This window comes from Fictibacillus sp. 26RED30, from assembly GCF_015903845.1.
GTDB lineage: Bacteria > Bacillota > Bacilli > Bacillales > Fictibacillaceae > Fictibacillus > Fictibacillus phosphorivorans.
The window spans coordinates 261,189-279,179 of the sequence record NZ_JACZDV010000001.1; the positions used below are offsets into that span (position 1 = coordinate 261,189).

Annotated in this window: 15 protein-coding genes; 11 read left to right on the forward strand and 4 right to left on the reverse strand. The window is 39.0% G+C overall.

Features of this window, described 5'->3' with window-relative positions:
- The first annotated feature begins 36 nt into the window (after positions 1–36).
- Complete coding sequence (locus IHV11_RS01240) at positions 37–636, forward strand: superoxide dismutase family protein (protein ID WP_197193515.1); 600 nt, start codon at positions 37–39, stop codon at positions 634–636.
- A gap of 70 nt (positions 637–706) precedes the next feature.
- On the opposite strand, the gene IHV11_RS01245 is transcribed toward IHV11_RS01240, so the two are convergent.
- Genes IHV11_RS01245 through IHV11_RS01255 form a run of 3 tightly spaced genes read right to left on the reverse strand, consistent with a single transcriptional unit; the run spans position 707 to position 3,314 of the window.
- The gene (locus IHV11_RS01245) at positions 707–1,510 is read right to left on the reverse strand and encodes an ABC transporter permease (RefSeq protein ID WP_197193516.1); all 804 of its coding nucleotides are present in this window, start codon (positions 1,508–1,510) and stop codon (positions 707–709) included.
- Between the two features lie 3 nt (positions 1,511–1,513).
- The gene (locus IHV11_RS01250) at positions 1,514–2,302 is read right to left on the reverse strand and encodes an ABC transporter permease (RefSeq protein WP_197193517.1); all 789 of its coding nucleotides are present in this window, start codon (positions 2,300–2,302) and stop codon (positions 1,514–1,516) included.
- The gene (locus IHV11_RS01255) at positions 2,286–3,314 is read right to left on the reverse strand and encodes an ABC transporter ATP-binding protein (protein WP_197129523.1); all 1,029 of its coding nucleotides are present in this window, start codon (positions 3,312–3,314) and stop codon (positions 2,286–2,288) included. The genes IHV11_RS01250 and IHV11_RS01255 overlap by 17 nt, the downstream gene beginning before the upstream one ends.
- A gap of 543 nt (positions 3,315–3,857) precedes the next feature.
- Here IHV11_RS01255 and IHV11_RS01260 point away from each other — a divergent pair.
- Together IHV11_RS01260 and IHV11_RS01265 are read left to right on the forward strand one after the other, a co-directional pair.
- Entirely contained in the window at positions 3,858–5,597 is a 1,740-nt protein-coding gene (locus IHV11_RS01260) for a mechanosensitive ion channel (RefSeq protein ID WP_197193518.1), read from the forward strand.
- Between the two features lie 104 nt (positions 5,598–5,701).
- Positions 5,702–6,430 carry a ZIP family metal transporter gene (locus IHV11_RS01265; RefSeq protein WP_197193519.1) on the forward strand — a complete coding sequence of 243 codons (729 nt, stop codon included), beginning with the start codon at positions 5,702–5,704 and terminating at the stop codon, positions 6,428–6,430.
- Between the two features lie 72 nt (positions 6,431–6,502).
- Here the strand turns inward: IHV11_RS01265 and IHV11_RS01270 are convergent, their stop codons facing one another.
- Complete coding sequence (locus IHV11_RS01270; protein WP_197129532.1) at positions 6,503–7,264, reverse strand: hypothetical protein; 762 nt, start codon at positions 7,262–7,264, stop codon at positions 6,503–6,505.
- A 363-nt stretch (positions 7,265–7,627) separates the two neighbouring features.
- Here IHV11_RS01270 and pyrH point away from each other — a divergent pair, with 363 nt between their 5' ends.
- The 8 genes from pyrH to IHV11_RS01310 all read left to right on the forward strand — a co-directional run bounded on the left by pyrH (position 7,628) and on the right by IHV11_RS01310 (position 17,989).
- Entirely contained in the window at positions 7,628–8,362 is a 735-nt protein-coding gene (pyrH, locus tag IHV11_RS01275; RefSeq protein ID WP_137791752.1) for a UMP kinase, read from the forward strand.
- A 325-nt stretch (positions 8,363–8,687) separates the two neighbouring features.
- Positions 8,688–10,211 carry a spore germination protein gene (locus tag IHV11_RS01280; RefSeq protein WP_197193520.1) on the forward strand — a complete coding sequence of 508 codons (1,524 nt, stop codon included), beginning with the start codon at positions 8,688–8,690 and terminating at the stop codon, positions 10,209–10,211.
- Positions 10,208–11,296 carry a Ger(x)C family spore germination protein gene (locus IHV11_RS01285; protein WP_197193521.1) on the forward strand — a complete coding sequence of 363 codons (1,089 nt, stop codon included), beginning with the start codon at positions 10,208–10,210 and terminating at the stop codon, positions 11,294–11,296. The genes IHV11_RS01280 and IHV11_RS01285 overlap by 4 nt, the downstream gene beginning before the upstream one ends.
- Positions 11,297–11,434: 138 nt before the next feature.
- Positions 11,435–12,319: a hypothetical protein gene (locus IHV11_RS01290; RefSeq protein WP_197193522.1), complete on the forward strand. Its 885-nt coding sequence runs from the start codon at positions 11,435–11,437 to the stop codon at positions 12,317–12,319.
- Positions 12,320–12,472: 153 nt separating this feature from the next.
- Complete coding sequence (locus tag IHV11_RS01295) at positions 12,473–13,558, forward strand: copper resistance D family protein (protein WP_197193523.1); 1,086 nt, start codon at positions 12,473–12,475, stop codon at positions 13,556–13,558.
- A gap of 34 nt (positions 13,559–13,592) precedes the next feature.
- Positions 13,593–13,841: a DUF2573 family protein gene (locus tag IHV11_RS01300; protein WP_197193524.1), complete on the forward strand. Its 249-nt coding sequence runs from the start codon at positions 13,593–13,595 to the stop codon at positions 13,839–13,841.
- Between the two features lie 369 nt (positions 13,842–14,210).
- The gene (locus IHV11_RS01305; protein WP_197129547.1) at positions 14,211–15,128 is read left to right on the forward strand and encodes a proline dehydrogenase family protein; all 918 of its coding nucleotides are present in this window, start codon (positions 14,211–14,213) and stop codon (positions 15,126–15,128) included.
- Between the two features lie 464 nt (positions 15,129–15,592).
- Positions 15,593–17,989, forward strand: coding sequence for a 3-hydroxyacyl-CoA dehydrogenase/enoyl-CoA hydratase family protein (locus IHV11_RS01310; protein ID WP_197193525.1), 2,397 nt, complete (start codon positions 15,593–15,595; stop codon positions 17,987–17,989).
- Positions 17,990–17,991 lie beyond the last annotated feature (2 nt).

Below are 17,991 nucleotides of genomic sequence, written 5' to 3' on the forward strand. Positions count from 1 at the left end.
ATGTACTATTCGTTAATCATCAGGAGGTAAATCGCTTTGAAAAAAATAGGAACAGTTTTGTTCTATATGATGCTCGTGCTCTTACTCGCATCATGTGGTAACAAAGATAAAGAAAACGAGCATAAAAATCATGATATGGAAGAGTCCAAAGCGCAATCTCAAGCTGCATCTAGTAAGGTGAAAGGCGGTTCATATATCGTAAACCTTGTTAATGCAAAAGGAGATAAAGCAGGAGAAGCAACGTTAACCCAAACCGGAGATGGGGTAAAGGTCGAAGTGAATGCAACTGGGGTAAAGCCAGGTGAACATGGCATTCATTTTCATGAAACAGCAAAGTGTACACCACCGGATTTCAAGTCTGCAGGAGCACACTTTAATCCTACCGAAAAGAAGCATGGATTTCTGAATCCGAAAGGACCACACGTAGGAGATATTCAAAATGTGAAGGCTGATAAAAGCGGAGTCGTAAAAGACGAAGTTCTATCCAACCTCGTGACGCTTTCTGAAGAAAGTAAAAACTCACTTTTTGCCAATGGTGGTACATCCCTTGTTATCCACGACAAGGCAGATGACTATAAAACAGATCCTTCAGGTAATTCAGGAGATCGTGTGTTGTGTGGGGTTATTAAAAAGTAAGAACATATCTATATTTAAAAACAAAGCTGGCACCTCATCTTCTACTAAAGATAAGGTGCCAGCTTTCAATTTAACTACCTGTACTCGTAAATGCCTTGAGCCCTCTATTCCAAAACCAGTACGCAATGAGGCAAGAGATGATGGCGACAACTGGCGTTAAGAGAGCCAACCTCTCGAATCCTGAACCTTCGATAAAATATGCTGCAGGATAGAAAGCAGTAAATCCATAAGGAACAATCCACGTTAGAAAATGACGAATTCCTTTATGATAGATCGTTAAAGGATAACGAGCGAAGTCACTTAAATTAAAGATCGTCCAAACGATCGGCAGACTATCGACCATCCAAAACGACAGAGTTGCAAAAAAGAGGTTGATCGCAACGAAGATAAAACCTGATGCGATGATCATGACAACAAGTATGAAAAACTCTAGAACACCCCATGAGATACTTAAATGTGGCATCGCTGTACCAATGACGATAATGCCAATGAACAGCTGTCCAAAACCATCTTGCTGCAATCGATCTGCAATAAAATGAAACAGAGGATTGATCGGTCTGATCAAAAGTCGATCAAATTTTCCGGGTCTTATATACTGCCAGCCAAGTGTCCATAGATTATCAAAGAAAATGTGGTGAATGGAGCGGCCGGTAGCAGCTATTCCGTAAATAAATAAAATCTCATAAAAGGTCCAACCGTTTAAAGCATGGATATGATCAAAAACAATTTTGACGAAGAAGATACCTGCAAATTGCTGAAGCATAACAGAAAGGACGCCAAGTAAAAAATCCATCCTGTACTCCAACATAACTTTTAAGTTTTGTTTGCAGAATAAATAATATAATTTTATGTACCGTGATAGCATAAGCGTCACCTCCTAACCTCCAAAAATAGTTACCTTTTTTATTGCAATTGACCATAATACTCTTAATAGAACAAGAAGGGAGACCGCCCAAAATACTTGTGATCCGAGCGCCAGCCATGCTTCTGTTCCTGATAGGATGCCAGTGTAGATCGCAACTGGTACATACACCATCGCTTGGAACGGAAGAAAAAGACTTATCGTTTGAAACCATTCTGGAAAGAGAATAAGCGGGACAAGCGCGCCAGAAAAAAAGGAGATAACCGCTTCTTTCATGACTTGAAGACCCCAAAGATTTATAGTCCAAAATGCTAGAATCGCAATCAATAGATCAAAAAAAGTACCAATCCAAATACCCATTAATGCACTGAGTAAGAACAAGAGACCGCCTTGCCAAGTGGTTGGCAATGTAATATCCATAAAAATAAATGCAAGAATGCTAAGGGGCAGAGCACCACGTACAAAGTGAATAACTTTATCGCCTAGATCCATAGCGACCAAGCGGGTAATTAAGTTGTAAGGTCTCATCAGTTCAATTGCCACATTTCCGTCCTTGATCGTATGCGCCAGTTCCTGACCAACGCCTGAAACAAACATCTGTAAAAACATCGCAATGATGATATACGTAATCATGCCATCAAAAGGCAGTCCCTCAATTTCCGTACGGCTGCTATAAACGGCTTTCCAAAAGAAGTAGATGACGAGCATCCGAAGCAGAATGGAAAAGGTATTAGCCCAAAACCATGCTGAATAGGCAGCATGTACTTGCATCTGAACTCTAGCAAACTCAAAGTATTTCCTCATGCTGAACCTCCTTTTTCATACCTCTTCCATAAATTTCTTCAACGATCGTTTCTATCTTTGCATCGGCAATGGTTAAATCAGCAACAGAATAATGGTTCATCATCGTGTTAATGACTTCTGCACCAGAGATATGTTTGTTGCTGAAGGAGAGGGATACAAGATGCGGGTTTTCACCACTGATTGGGAGAACCTCTGTTACCGCACTAATGGCTTCCGGCAAAACAAATGAATCAGCAGCATCTACAAGTTCAAAATGAATAACACGCTTATCACCAAACTGCGATTTGATATCTTGGATAGAACCATCATAGATCACACTACCATCATCAATAATGATGATTCGCTGACAGATCTCTTCGATGTCTTGCATGTCATGGGTGGTAAGAAGCACGGTTGTACCGTATCTAGCGTTCATTTGTTTGATGAAAGCGCGAATTCGAACCTTTACAGCAACATCCAATCCGATAGTAGGTTCATCCAAATAAACAACTTTTGGGCGGTGCAAAAAAGCGGCAGCAAGTTCACAACGCATTTTTTGTCCTAATGAAAGCTGTCTTACAGGGATGCCGAGCAGCGGCTCTAAATGAAGTACATCAACGAACTCTTTTAAAGTTTCTTCGTACTGAGCTTGAGGAATCTCGTAAATGTGTTTGAGAAGTTCATAGCTTTCTCTGACCGGAATATCCCAGAATAATTGTGTACGCTGACCGAATACAGCACCAATATGACTTGCGTTTTGTTGTCTGTTTTCGTAAGGGATGATGCCGTTTACTTTTACCTCACCTGATGTTGGAGTGAGTATGCCTGTTAACATCTTAATCGTTGTAGATTTCCCAGCACCGTTCGCCCCAATATACCCAACCATCTCCCCAGCTTTAATATGCATGTTGATCTTCTTAACCGCTTTTTTCGTTTCGAATTTCCTATGAAACAACGATTTTATGGCTCCTCTTAAGCCAGGGTCTCGTTTGGCAATCTTATAATGTTTTTCAAGATTTTTTACAACAATCATGTTAGATCTCCTTAAAAATGAACACAAAAAAACCACAGACAAATACCTGCGGATATGTGTGCATATGTAATTTTTTGCTCACCAAAAAACGCGTCAGGTTATGAAGGGATATGAAGTTAGTTTGATTGTATGATAGAAATCCACATGTTATCCTTCTCCTTTTTGAAAACGGTTGCACTAAGTATACCGAAAACTATAACAAATGTAAAATATATCCTTGTTTTCGAATATAAAGCGCTAGTTTAACGAAATCAAGCTTTGGGAAAGTAGAGCTAATGTAGACGTTTTTATGAAAGGCTATGTTTTCTAGAAAATTGTTGTATCTATTTTTTGTCTTTTCCTTCTTTGAATATTGATTGAAGTGTAAGATGCGAGACTCTCGGCTAGGATAGGTGGGCAGGTGAGACACTTAAAAGTGAAACGTACGAATGTGGCTCACCGCCTGCCCCGCGGAAAGCGAGCATCTGAAACGGAGATCAATTACTACAGAGAGCAACATGAATAGAAAAACAGCCTTATTAAATGAGAAAAAGGAGGACGAACATGTACGATTACAATGGAGTTACGGATTCTTGGATGGCCTATTTGGGAAGATTGCCAGATTTGCTTCTTGCTATTTTAGTTTTATTAATTGGTTGGCTGATCGCCTCATTGGTTGCAAAAGCTGTAAAAAAAGCATTACACAAAACAGATTTTGATAATAAAGTCACGAGGTGGATGAAACCTGATATCCATGAAGATCAAGTGGAACAAACGCGCACTAGAAAGTATTCTTCTGAAGAAGTGATTAGTAAAGTTGTATTTTGGATACTGATGGCAGTAGCCGTAGTCATGTTCTTGAACATGCTCAGTCTTCCGTATGTCGCACAACCGATCTCAAATGCATTAGGTGTAATTGCGGCAGCGATTCCTAACCTACTAAAAGCAGCCCTTATCGCAGCAGTTGCATGGTTGATTGCATCAGGATTATCCATTCTGGTGAAAAAACTTGGTCAGAACACGAGATTTGAAAGGGTATTACATCGTTGGAAGCTGACTCGTGATCCACGACAATCCGACATGGCGGTTTTCTCTGCATCAAAAGCTGTATTTTACCTCACATTGTTACTGTTCCTGCCAGCTGTGTTATCTGCTTTAGGCATTGATGCCATTTCTGAACCATTGGAAGGTATGCTGACAGGTCTCTTCGCATTCTTACCGAAACTGCTCGGAGCAGCAATCATTCTTTTTGTAGGGTGGTTAGTTGCTAAGATCGTTAAAGAGATCTTAGTTAACTTTTTAGCGAGCATTGGTACAGATCGTTTAGCTTCAAAACTTGGTGCTGAACGTGCGCTTGAAAAAACTTCTCTTTCTCAAATCGTTGGAACAATCGTGTATGTCTTAATCTTAATTCCAGTTGTGATTTCAGCTCTAGAAACGCTTGATATTAATGGAATTTCAGGTCCTGCCATCGGTATGTTAGGTCAGATCATGGACATGATTCCAAATATCATTGTTGCTATCCTTTTAGCAGCAGTTGGATTATGGCTTGGTAGATGGGTAAAACAAGCTGTTACCACTGTATTAGAACGAATGGGATTCAACGGCATCTTTTATAAGATGGGTCTTGGATCACTTCATAAGACGAATCAGACGTTCACGATCTCTGAGATCGTTGGATATGCAGCTCAAGTGGTGGTTGTGCTGTTGTTTACGATTGAAGCACTTCAGCTTGTTAAGCTAGAGAGCTTAGTTAACATACTAATCGTTATACTTGCGTATATTCCGATGGTGTTAACGGCTGTGTTGATACTAGGAATCGGCTTTTACGCCGGAGACCTTGTGAAACGTGTTGTTCAGAGTATGTTCAAACAGCAAACAGAAGGAAAGCTGCTAGGCAACATTGCAAAATATACGATTATTACACTTGCTTTCTTTATGGCTCTTGATCAGCTAGGAGTAGCGAAAACAATCGTAAATGCTGCATTCATCCTCATATTAGGTGGATTTACGATTGCGTTTGGTCTTGCATTCGGACTCGGTGGTCGTGAAGCGGCTGGACGAACTCTTAATAAATGGAGCCGCAAGATGGAAGAGACAACGATTCAAAGTCCAGACCCAGCAGAATGGAAAGACAAGACGAGTTTAAAAGATTTCCGTACAGACTCTTCTAAACCGGAAAGCAATCTTATTGATGTAGATATAAATAAACCACATACAACTGCAAAAGATCGTCAGTTTGATCATCTAAACACACCTAGTGATGAATTTGGCATCAACAATAATCCAAAACGAAATGACTAAAGAAAACAATAGAATGAAATCGGCTCATAGAGGTGAAACTATCCCTTTATGAGTCGTTTTTAATAGTGATGTCGATAATAAATGAGGAAAAGGAGGTAAAGAGAATGCTACTTGCCGCCTTTTGGGGAGGAATAGCAGGTTCAGCTGTACTATTAGGATGTTTTACAGCCCTCGCTTTTCGAATTCCTAAAAAATGGACAGCATGGATCATGGCTTTTGGAACAGGGATATTAATAGGTGCCGTTTCTTTTGAACTATTAATTGAGGCAGTGGAGCAGAGTGATTTGATGGTTACTTCTGCTGGCTTTATTTTTGGCGCAGCTCTCTTTACTGGTATAAATAGCTTTCTAGCTAAAAAGGGTGGCCATGAGAGAAAGAAATCAGGCGATAAGAAAACAAAAGGTGTAGGCATGGCGATCTTTCTTGGAACTTTGTTAGATGCCATACCAGAATCTGTTTTAATTGGTGCGAGCTTAATCGATCATAGTAAAGTAAGCTGGCTTCTTGTCGTTGCCATCTTCTTAAGTAACTTTCCTGAAGGTCTGTCAAGCTCGATTGGGTTGTTAAGAGAAGGTTTTTCACGCCGTAAAATTATTGGTATGTGGCTTTCTGTTTTCGCTATTTCTGCATTCGCTGCGTTTCTTGGATATGTCTTATTGGAAAATGCATCTGTAGCTTCACTTTCGTTGATCGGCGCATTTGCAGGAGGTGCTATCATGGCGATGGTAGCGTCTACCATGTTACCTGAAGCTCATGAAGAGGCGGGAGTAGCTGTTGGTTTTATTACTTCCTTGGGACTTCTATGTTCGTTGCTTCTGACTCATCTATCATAAAATGAGCCTAGGAATCGATAAAAAAAAGCTGCCAAAAGTAAGTATCCTTACTTTTGAACAGCTTTATGATAATTAAAGCTTGAACCAGCCTCTAGATTCTAAATCCTCTGAGTTTCTCTTCTTGCGCTTCTTTTTCTTCCAATGATCATGCGTTGAGGAAGACTCCTTGCACCAGCTAGAAGATGATGAAGATGAAGATGATGAAGATTCTTTTTTGCACCACAGTACAGATGAACTTGAGGAAGACGAGGAAGAAGATGAAGATTCAGGCTTACACCATATGATAGGTGAACTTGAAGAAGATTCTTTCTTACACTCTACTTTACATTCTTCTTTCTTCTTGCAACAAGGCTTTTCCTTTTTACAGCATAAGATTCTGCAGTTGCTGCTTTCGTCGTCGCCGATTTCGCCTGCTTGTGTAATAAAGTTGATAGAGCCGATCGCGATGATTACGAGTTCGTCGTCTTCAACCACTTGGATGGATGTACGGTTGACACGAGTTAGAACGCCTTCAACTTGGCCATCATCGTCACTTCCATCATTTACTCTTACTTTGCAGTTGATTAATTTTCGTAAGATGCTTTGGAACGTATCATTACAAACTTTCTTACGGTCCGTGTTGCAACAGTTTCTGTCAGTTGCTACTGAAACGGATCTTACATTATTTAAAGGAAAATAAAGAACCTCTCTGTCATCTGTTTTGATCGCGATAAAATCTCTTCCAACACAGACTAGTTTGCCAGACTCTTCTACATCTTCCCCTGCTCTGACTGTAACATGCTTACATAATAAATTAGCAAGCTCTCGAGGTGAGAGTTTGTTTTTACAATTCAAAATATTGCCTCCTGGTAATGGTATTGACTATTTCTTGTCCATGCATTATATGTAACAAGATTTGAAAGTGCATGTGACACTTGTCTATAATTTTAATAATTAGAGCGTATTTTTTTGTTTTTATTTATTTGATGGATGTTTTAGCTAAAAATAAATTAAGATTTCACCTCGACCCATTTTTTGTATATAATGGGTGAAAAGAAGAAAAGAGGAGGGGTTGTAATGAACGAGACACGATTCAACAATACTCATTTCTTTACAATCCATCTTATTAATCGAAAGAACAGATGACATATTTATTGTCATTTGTTCTTTTTTTGTACTCATTTTTCTTTATGTGTATGAAGAAGGAGGAAAAAGCAGATGCGCTATAAACGAGTACTGATTAAATTAAGTGGTGGAGCTTTGGCTGGCCAACAAGGATCAGGTTTTGATCATCTTTCTTTAAACCATATTGCAAAAGAAGTGTTATCTGTTCTTGAAAAAGGTATTGAAGTAGCTATCGTTGTAGGTGGAGGTAATATTTTTAGAGGGAATTTAGCAGAGTATTGGGGAATTGAAAGAGTAGAAGCTGATCAGATCGGAACGCTAGGTACAGTCATCAATAGCTTGATGCTTCGAGGAGTCCTGAAAAGTAAGATAGACCAAGAAGTAAGAGTCATGAGTTCTGTTCCGATTAGTGCTGTAGCGGAACCATATATTCGCTTAAGAGCGGTACATCACTTGAACAAAGGATATGTCGTCATTTTTGCTGGAGGCAACGGTCAACCATACGTTACGACCGACTATCCCGCTGTTCAAAGAGCGCTAGAGATGAACTGTGATGCCATACTCTGTGCAAAGCAGGGAGTTGATGGTGTTTATGACAGCGATCCTAACCGGTTCAAACAAGCAAGGAAATATGCTACTTTGCATTATGACGAAGCCATAAGGAATAATTTAAAAGTGATGGATCAATCGGCGCTAATTCTTGCTCGTGATCATGGATTGCCGATCCACCTCTTTGATTTTAACCAAGAAGGATCATTTCTTAAAATCTGTAACGGTGAAGATGTAGGTACATTCATCAGTCACAACATAGAAACAGCTCTCGTATAAATACGTTTTTAAGTGCTGTTTTTAGTATTCACTGTTGCTTTTGAAAGTAGTTGATTTCCGTTGCAGATGCTTGCTTTCCACGAACGTTCGGTGGTCACAGTGAGCTTTCTCGTCGTATCCATGCGAGAAGCTTATCATGTTATAGGTTACACATCTTCAAATTCAACCAACTTACGAATGAAGTGAATAATAAAAGCAAATGATGCTTTATTAGTTAATAAATGCGACTTTCACAAAGCATTCCTGTCACTGGCTGGAATGCTTTTTTGTATATTTCGACTCACCTCATCTCATATTAAGAAGTAGAAAAGAGGTGTGAGACGTTATGATGAAATGGTTAAAAAAGAAGCCGAAAGAGCAGAGCCACACGATTGATCTTTCTGATAATACTTATAGTGACATTAAAGAACTAGTGGATAATGCCAAGGAGTCTGCTGATTTTATCCATTATCCTCAAAAGACGGTTCATCACAATATTTATATTTCTTATTATAAAGCGATGATTGATGGAGAATTGCTTCATCGAGACCTACTGCCTTACTTAATACACAGCAAAGATTTTAGGAACATTAAAGACTTAAAAGATATCCTGCCGATCGAGAGCGTTACGATCACAGTTGATGTAAAAGAGATTCAAAACAAGCTGTTACGTGGCTTTATAGTTGTTCAACTCGGTGAATATGACGAAGAATGTGCCGTCATCCGTGCAGAGAACTTTTCGACAAATCGTCCAGTATCTGTTTCAGAAATTGAGTTCTCTGTTATTGGACCGAAAGAAGCTTTTATCGAGAACTTAGATAGCAATCTTTATTTGATCAGAAGAAGATTGCCTGTTCCAGAACTTCGATTTAAGGAAGTCGTACTCGGAAAGTTTTCTAAGACACGTGTTATCATCGCATATTTAGAAGGCGTTGCTGATAAAGAAAACCTGAACACCGTCATGCAGCGAATAAAGGATATTGAACTAGAAGTTATTCCGGATAGCTCCTACTTAGAGCAAATCATTTCAGATAATACGAAATCAGTGTTTCCGCAGCTTATAACAACGGAACGACCTGACAGGGTTGTGTCCATGTTAAATTATGGACAAATTGCGATTCTCTCTGAAGGTTCACCTCAAGCCCTTCTCGGACCAACGGGCATCTCGGAATATTTTGCATCACCAGAAGATTATTATTTGACTTGGCTCTTAGGATCACTGTTCCGTTTTATACGATTTATTTCTGTTATTTTTTCCACCTTTGCAACACCGCTTTATGTGGCCGTTCTAACTTATCACTATCAGATGATTCCTAAAGATCTACTAGCACCATTAATTTCGTCACGAGTGAACATTCCGTTTCCGCCTATATTAGAAGTATTGTTTTTAGAGTTGACGATTGAACTGTTGAGGGAAGCGGGAGCTCGTCTTCCTACGAAAGTTGGTCAAACACTCGGGATCGTTGGAGGTATCGTAATCGGACAGGCGTCTGTAGAAGCGGGATTAACGAGTAATATTCTCTTGATCATCGTATCACTATCAGCACTAGCTTCGTTTACAACACCGATCTATAAAATGGCAAATACGATTCGAATCCTTCGTTTTCCTTTTATCTTTTTTGCGGCACTTTGGGGCGGGGTGGGTATCGTACTTGCTATGTCTTTTATTTTAGTCCATCTTTTGCGACTTGAGTCATTAGGCAGACCTTATCTACAACCGATCTATCCTCCGCGTTTATTAGATATGACGGATACGATTTTCAGACTTCCATACAACCGACTGTTGAAACGCCCCATCTCATTAGGCACTAATCTGCCATCCAAAGATAAGGTTAAAGAAATGAGAAAGAAAAAGGATATCGACGAATGAAAAAATATTACAGACTGTTCCTCCTTTCTCTTATTTTTATATTGGCAGGATGTGTGCCTAAAGAGATCATTGATGAAGTGCAGCTTATACATGCCATTGGTTTTGATAAGAAACCAGATGAAAGTATTCAAGGAACGATCACTTATCCTGTGTTTAATATGGATGGAAATGTTCGAGTTGAAACATTAACAGCAGTCTCTCATACGAGTCGATTTATTAGATCTAAACTCAATACACAATCACCTAAAACACTCACAACAGGACAATTGCGTGTTGTTCTTTTCAATGATCGTTTTGCCGAAAAAGGAATATTGGAGATCGTGAATTCACTTTATCGAGACCCTAATGTAGGGAATCGCCTTTTTCTGACTGTTGTAAATGGTAACACGAATGAACTTTTAACAACGAAGTATACCGCTTCTGCTCTTCCGTCTATGTATTTAGCAGATTTGCTCGATCAGAATATTAAGAGTGAGAATTTACCCAAAACGAATTTGCATGTGTTTCTTTATAGCTATTACGGTGAAGGAATGGACCCTTTCTTACCGATCGTAAAAACGCACAAAAAATCAATTCAGCTTGAAGGTGTAGCTCTATTTAAAGGAGATAAATACGTAGGAAAACTAAATCACATGCAATCTTTTGCATTTAAAGTTCTTCTGGATGGCTCAAAGTCAGGTAACTATGAGGTGGAGATTGAAAAAGAAAAAAGGAAGGGCCATGCTGTTATCCGTAACATTAAAGGAACGACAACCTATACACTAAAAAAAGTGAATGGTATCCCTCAATTTAATATAAAGATGAAGATTCTTGGTGAGATTCATGAGTATCCACATTGGTTGAACCTTGAGGAGCCAGCGAACATCGCTCTCGTTGAAAAGACATTGACGAAACAATTACAACGAGAAGCGCAGGGAGTCGTTAAAAAGTTTCAAAAATTAAAAGTAGATCCTCTTGGTCTAGGGGATCAAGTGAGAAGGCGTGAAAAAGGTTGGGATTATAAAGTATTTCAGAAGCAATATCCTTCTATGAAAATCAATGTATCAACTGAAGTAGAGATTGTAGAGTCTGGGGTTATCGAATAGTGTATCTTAGCAGCTTTTCATTCGTTATGGAAAGCTGTTTCTTTGTATTCTTCTTTCTGCGGACAAAAAAATAAATCAATCGCGAATATTTATATGGTTATTCCTTTATAGGATAACGAGTTAAAGGGGGCAATTGATTTGAGTACAACAGATGAGAAAATTAAAATTAGGAACCATTGGTTTAAAATTATTTTAATCAGTCTACTATCATTAGTGTTTATGTACAAGTTAGTGATCACTGAATTTACGTTTCATTTTTCTGACTTGCTTGCATTCCTTGTAGCAGTTTTTGCGATAGGGATCTGCAGTATGTTTTATGTAAAAGTAAATGAAGCACTCATGGCTTTTGTATCTGCCGGGAAGTCAGTGATACCGATAGCTAACAAAAATAAGATTGAGCCAGAAACGCATGAAGAGAGCATAGAGGAAGAATACATAGAAGCTGATCAGGTCATATTAACGGAATCTGAGGAAGAAGAACTTGTGCGCGAATTATTATCTCAAGAAGAGCAGATTAAGCGAATGAAGCAAGTTCAGAATGAAGTTAAGAACCGCTTAGTAACAGAAGACCTTCATGAAGAAGATAAAAAAGATTACATAGACTATTTGCTGCAAAAAGAAAAAGAAATCATGTTAGCAAAACAAGAGATTATCCGAATTACTTCATTATTAGAACCTCTAGAAGAATCTGCAGATGAAGAAGACTTCGAACAAGAATATGTTGAAGAAGAATACTTAGATGAAGAAGCTACTCAGACTGGAAACGCCAAAGATATTGTGCAGTTATTAGGAAAAGAGTTTGTATTAAATGCAAGTTTAGAGCAGTTCAATCACAAGATGAGAGAGATACAACACTCCATCACGATTGAAACGGCCAATCAATTAAAAGAAGAAGGACTCATTGATCCATATTTCAACGTCACGCGTAAAGGGTTGAAAGAGTTTAGACGTGCTGCAAGAAAGTTCAGCTATGGTGATGGAGTCAAATTCTTATCCAAAGTCGTGCAGCGAGGAAATCGATAACTTCATTAAAAAGCTAATAGAGGCGCGGAAAGCGCTCACCTGTTAGCTTTTTTTATTTAATAGGAGATTTCATTTTATTGTCATTCTTAATTTTTGTTCCTTTCCGATTCCCTGATACAATAAGCATAGATTGTTGTGAAGGAGTTCAATTTTATGTTTATTGTCGCTAAAGCCATGTTATATGTTTGTTTTGCCTTATTAATAGGCGCGTTTATTCTATATTCAGTTCCTCGAGGAAATCGTCCGGAAATCTATATTTCAAAAAAGCTTATCCTACTTTTAATTGCTTTAACCCCTTTGTTTGGAATTGGAGAGCTTATTAGGCTTACGATGCATCTTGGAGAGGATTTCGGATATTGGTTGACGTTTCAGAACATCGTTTTTAGTTTTGAAGTAGGAAAGGGTTGGCTTTTCTTAACCGGTATTTCCGTGTTATTGTTTTTTATGGTTTTATTTAATGATATTAAAGAAGATCGATTCTTTGCCGGATTAGCCGTCTTTTTGATAGCGGGGATGGGAGTTTCCGTTGGATATGCGAGTCATGCAGCAAGTTTAGAATCGTTAGGTTTCTTGGCTCACTCTTTACATTTTATAGCTGTGATCACATGGTCGGGGGTTCTACTCGTAACCGGATATTTCAGCAAAGGAGAAGGACCCAGCCTGTCCTTTTATAAATGGTTCACGCCATTGGCTGTTGCCTGTTTAGCAACCGTGATCGGTGCTGGATTGTGGTTGATGAACTATATTGTTCCTGAATATGTGAACAGCTACTTGTTGGACTACGGCCAAGCACTGTTGATCAAACACATTCTATTGTTTATCATCGTTATTTATAGTCTCATGAACGGAATATGGTTAAAAAAGAGATTAGATCATGGAAAAAGTGGATTATCACTTAACAAATGGATTAAAGCAGAAGGAATTTTATTGTTTTCTGCATTTGTAGCAACAGCGTTAATGACTCAGCAAACACCACCTCATGATGTAGCAGATACGTTAAAGATGGAGGATCCATCTAAGCTGTTTACTTTTTCTACTGGTTTAATTCCAGGAGATAATCTGATGCTGTCATTCAGCTTCTCGATGATGAGTCTCGTCTGGCTAGCATTTGCTATAGTACTTGTATTATCTATACTTGCCACGATAAAGCGAAACAAAAGTATGATACTTGCAGTAGTCGCTTCAGTGTTGGCAGCGATGGCGATTTATTTAGCCATCATGTCTTCTGTATCACTATAAGAAATGTTTTGATGATTCTAGGGGGTAGTTAGCCATGGATGATAAATTACAACTACAGTTGGATGGTCTAATGGAGAAATATGCTGAGCTTCTCATAGGAAGTTCAGATCCAAAACATATAGAGATGGTGAAATCGTATGCTTTATATTCATTCATCGCAAAAAGTATGCCTCCATTAGTAAAGCATTGGAATGAAGAATATCCAGATGCCAAGGAAGCAATGAAAAATCTGGTTCATGAGATTAAAGAATTGAACGAAAAGCACCGAAATGAACAGAAATAAATAAGATATAACACAGAGGCAGTCATATAGACTGTCTTTTCTTTTGCATGCCATTCTTTTTCTGATACTATCAGTGATATGAAGGTAGTTTCGGGTGGTGAGAGTACGTTTACAGGTGAAACGAAAGATGTTGGAGGTGAAACTCATTCATTTACCGGCGAACGTGTAAGAAATATAAAAACACGTACCGTAAACATAAGTTTAACCGCATCAGTAATACATGCTTAAAACTTCTTTTCACAAAAATATTTTTAATATTGCAAAATCGACAATATTCGCAAAAAAAATGATATATTTAAAGCGGTTACAACATAGAAAGAATTTAACCAATCTTATTTAATATTTTAAGGGTACTAGGGGGTAATTGGATTGGAACAACTTATGCGCAATTTTTTCTTATTTCTTGCTAAAAATAAATCGTTAACCAACCTTGCTAAAAGATACGGTCTACGTTTCGGAGCAGGTCGTTTTGTGGCAGGTGCAACACTTGATAGTTCTATTTCTGCTATCAAACGTTTGAACGAAAAGGGAATGCCTGTTACGATCGATCATCTTGGTGAGTTTGTTGACAACGAACGAGAAGCTGCCGAAATGACTCAGCATTGTATAGATGCAATTAAAGCCATCAGTAAAGAAAAGCTTGATTCACAGCTTTCTCTAAAAATGACTTCCATGGGACTAGACATTAGTGATGAACTCGTGTTGAGCAACATGAGAAAGATTATGGATGCAGCTACAAAACATAATGTTTTTATAACGATCGACATGGAAGACTATTCTCGTTGTGAAAAAACGCTTGAAGTGTTTAAGATGCTAAAGAGTGAGTATGATAACATCTCAACTGTTATTCAAGCCTATTTGTATCGTTCACTAGAAGATGTTCAAACGTTAGATGAATATCATCCGAATCTGCGACTAGTAAAAGGTGCTTACAAAGAGCCTCAAACTGTTGCATACCCGGAAAAGAGCGATGTAGATAATAACTTTAAAAAGCTGATCGAAACTCATCTATTGAACGGAAACTATACCGCGATTGCAACACATGATGATGAGATCATCCAATATACAAAAGACTTGGTTGAAAAACACAACATCCCATATGATCAATTTGAGTTTCAAATGTTGTACGGAATTCGTGTAGAGCGACAAGACCAACTGATGCAAGAAGGCTACAAGATGCGAATCTATGTACCATATGGAAACGACTGGTACGGTTACTTTATGAGACGTCTTGCTGAACGTCCGGCAAACGTTGTGTTCGTATTAAAAGGTGTGTTTGGAAAATAAATAGTAGTAATCAAGAGGAGTCTGTCTTAAACACAGGCTCCTCTTATTTTATTCATGCTGTTTTCTAAGGATTGTTGCTTCTAATCTTTTTCTTCTTTGTCTGTTGATTGGAGTGGAAGATGCGAGACTCTCGGCTAGAACGAGTGAGCAGGTGAGACACTTACCCGCGCGAAGCGCGAAGTGGCTTACCGCTCGTCCCGCGGAAAGCGAGCATCTTAGAACGGAAAATCAACTTCTTTCAAAAGCAACAATGAATACGAAAACAGCCTTATTAAAAGACATCAAATACACTAGAAAAACTATAGGCAACCTTCCTGCATAAGATATAAATGAAAGTTTAGAAAAGAAAAAAACCTCTACTATTGCTAAAATTCAGAATATATTTTATATTGGATATAGGGTAACAAATTTTTTTATGGAGAAAAAATGAATGAGTATTCATTCAATAAAGGAGGAAGACCATCTTGTCTCGTGAAATCCGTAAAGCTGCCGTACTGGGTTCTGGTGTAATGGGATCAGGCATAGCCGCTCATCTAGCAAACGTCGGAATACCAACATTACTATTGGATATTGTACCGCCTTCTTTAAGTGAAGAGGAAAAAGCAAAAGGGATAACGGAAGATCATCCTGCATTCCGCAACAAATTTACTCTATCTGCCACACAAAAACTATTAAAGCAAAAACCAGCTCCACTTGCTGTTAAAGAGAATCTCGAATTAATCTCGATCGGTAACCTTACCGATGATCTTGAAAAATTAAAAGATGTAGACTGGATTATTGAGGTAGTTGTTGAACGCCTTGATGTGAAACAAAAGCTTTTTGAAAAAGTAGATCAATATAGAAAACCGGGAAGTATTATCACCTCAAACACATCGGGCATCTCGATTTCTGCGATGGCTGAAGGACGTTCTGAAGATTTTAAAGCAAACTTCTTAGGGACGCACTTTTTTAATCCACCAAGATACTTAAAGCTTCTTGAGATCATCCCAACCGAAGATACAAAACCAGAAGTTGTTCAATTCATGCGCAGCTTTGGTGAGAACGTACTAGGAAAAGGAGTAGTTGAAGCGAAGGATACGCCTAACTTTATCGCGAACCGCATCGGAACGTATGGATTGATGATCACGATGCAAGAGATGATGAAGCAAGGTTATAGTGTCGGTGAAGTTGATTCGGTTACAGGTCCTTTGATCGGCCGTCCTAAATCTGCAACGTTTAGAACGCTTGATGTTGTTGGATTGGATACGTTCCTTCATGTTGCGAGAAATGTTTATGAGCAAGTTGACGGAAAAGAAAAAGAAGTGTTCGAGATTCCTGATTTCTTAAACGAAATGGTAGACAAAGGCTGGACTGGAAGCAAGACAGGTCAAGGCTTCTATCTTAAACAAAAAAGTAAAGCAGGCAGTGAAATCTTAGAGCTCGATCCTGCTACGTTGGAATATAAACCGCGCTCCAAAATGAAAACAGCTACACTCGAAGCAGCTAAACAAATGAAGACAACAAACCAAAAAGTGAAAGCGCTTTTATACAGTGATGATCGTGCAGGTAAACTGCTGTGGGACATCATTAAACCGGTTCTATTATATTCTGCGGAAAAGTGTTATGAAATCGCCGATGATCTTGTTGCGATTGACCAAGCGATGAAATGGGGATTCGGATGGGAGCATGGTCCATTTGAGATTTGGGATGCGATCGGTGTACCCCAATCTGTAGAACGAATGAAATCTGAAGGAGAGACAATTCCTGTTTGGGTAGAAGAGCTTCTTCAATCAGAAAAGAATTCTTTCTACACAAAATCAGACGGTGATCGCTCTTATTACCACCACGGCAGATATCTTCCTGTGGAAGAGAACAAAAAAGTCGTTCATTTAAGCCGTTTAAAAGAAAAAGGCAATGTGATCACAAAGAATGGCGGGGCTGCGTTAATCGATCTTGGTGATGATGTTGCAGGCCTTGAGTTCAATTCTCCAAACAATGCAATCGGACCTGAAATCATCATGATGCTTCATCAGGCGATCGATGAAGTTGAAAAGAATTACAAAGGGTTAGTGATTGGTAACCAAGGTAAGAACTTCTGTGTTGGTGCTAACTTGATGCTTATCCTTATGGAAGCTCAAGATGACAATTTCTTTGAACTGGATATGATGGTTCGTCAATTCCAACAAGCGATGGCAAGAGTTCGCTACAGTGCAAAACCTGTTGTTGCGGCTAACTTCGGAATGACGCTAGGCGGCGGAGTTGAAGTATCTCTTCCTGCAGCAAGACTTCAAATGTCATCTGAAACGTACATGGGGCTTGTTGAAACAGGAGTCGGCTTGATTCCGGGCGGAGGCGGAAACAAAGAGCTTTATCTTCGTTTATTAGAGCAGCTGCCAGAAGGTGCTAAGGGAGATCTGCAAAAAGTTGCGAACCAAGCTTTTGAAACGATTGCGATGGCTAAAGTTTCAACTTCAGCTCAAGAAGCACGCAAGCTAGGGTTCTTACGAAAAGAAGACAGCATCTCCGTAAACGGTGACCATCTCTTACATGATGCAAAAACACAAGTACTTGCATTAGAAGGGATTGGCTATACACCGCCTGTAAGAAAGAAGATTCCTGTAGTTGGTGAAGCCGGTTATGCAACGTTGGCACTAGGAGCACAGACGATGCACTTCAGCCAATATATTTCAGAGCACGATTTAAAAATTGCAAAGAAACTAGCCTTTGTTCTCGCTGGAGGAAGAGTGCCAGAAGGAACATTGGTAGACGAACAATACTTACTAGATTTGGAGAGAGAAGCATTCCTAAGTCTAGCTGGAGAACCAAAAAGCCAGGCAAGAATGCAGCACATGCTTGTTAAAGGCAAGCCGCTAAGAAACTAAGG

Excerpts from the sequence above, each read along its gene's own strand:
- IHV11_RS01250 (WP_197193517.1), bottom strand. The coding sequence starts at position 2,302 with ATGAGGAAATACTTTGAGTTTGCTAGAGTTCAGATGCAAGTACATGCT.
- IHV11_RS01255 (WP_197129523.1), bottom strand. The coding sequence starts at position 3,314 with ATGATTGTTGTAAAAAATCTTGAAAAACATTATAAGATTGCCAAACGA.
- IHV11_RS01260 (WP_197193518.1), top strand. The coding sequence starts at position 3,858 with ATGTACGATTACAATGGAGTTACGGATTCTTGGATGGCCTATTTGGGA.
- IHV11_RS01265 (WP_197193519.1), top strand. The coding sequence starts at position 5,702 with ATGCTACTTGCCGCCTTTTGGGGAGGAATAGCAGGTTCAGCTGTACTA.
- pyrH (WP_137791752.1), top strand. The coding sequence starts at position 7,628 with ATGCGCTATAAACGAGTACTGATTAAATTAAGTGGTGGAGCTTTGGCT.
- IHV11_RS01280 (WP_197193520.1), top strand. The coding sequence starts at position 8,688 with ATGATGAAATGGTTAAAAAAGAAGCCGAAAGAGCAGAGCCACACGATT.
- IHV11_RS01285 (WP_197193521.1), top strand. The coding sequence starts at position 10,208 with ATGAAAAAATATTACAGACTGTTCCTCCTTTCTCTTATTTTTATATTG.
- IHV11_RS01295 (WP_197193523.1), top strand. The coding sequence starts at position 12,473 with ATGTTTATTGTCGCTAAAGCCATGTTATATGTTTGTTTTGCCTTATTA.
- IHV11_RS01300 (WP_197193524.1), top strand. The coding sequence starts at position 13,593 with ATGGATGATAAATTACAACTACAGTTGGATGGTCTAATGGAGAAATAT.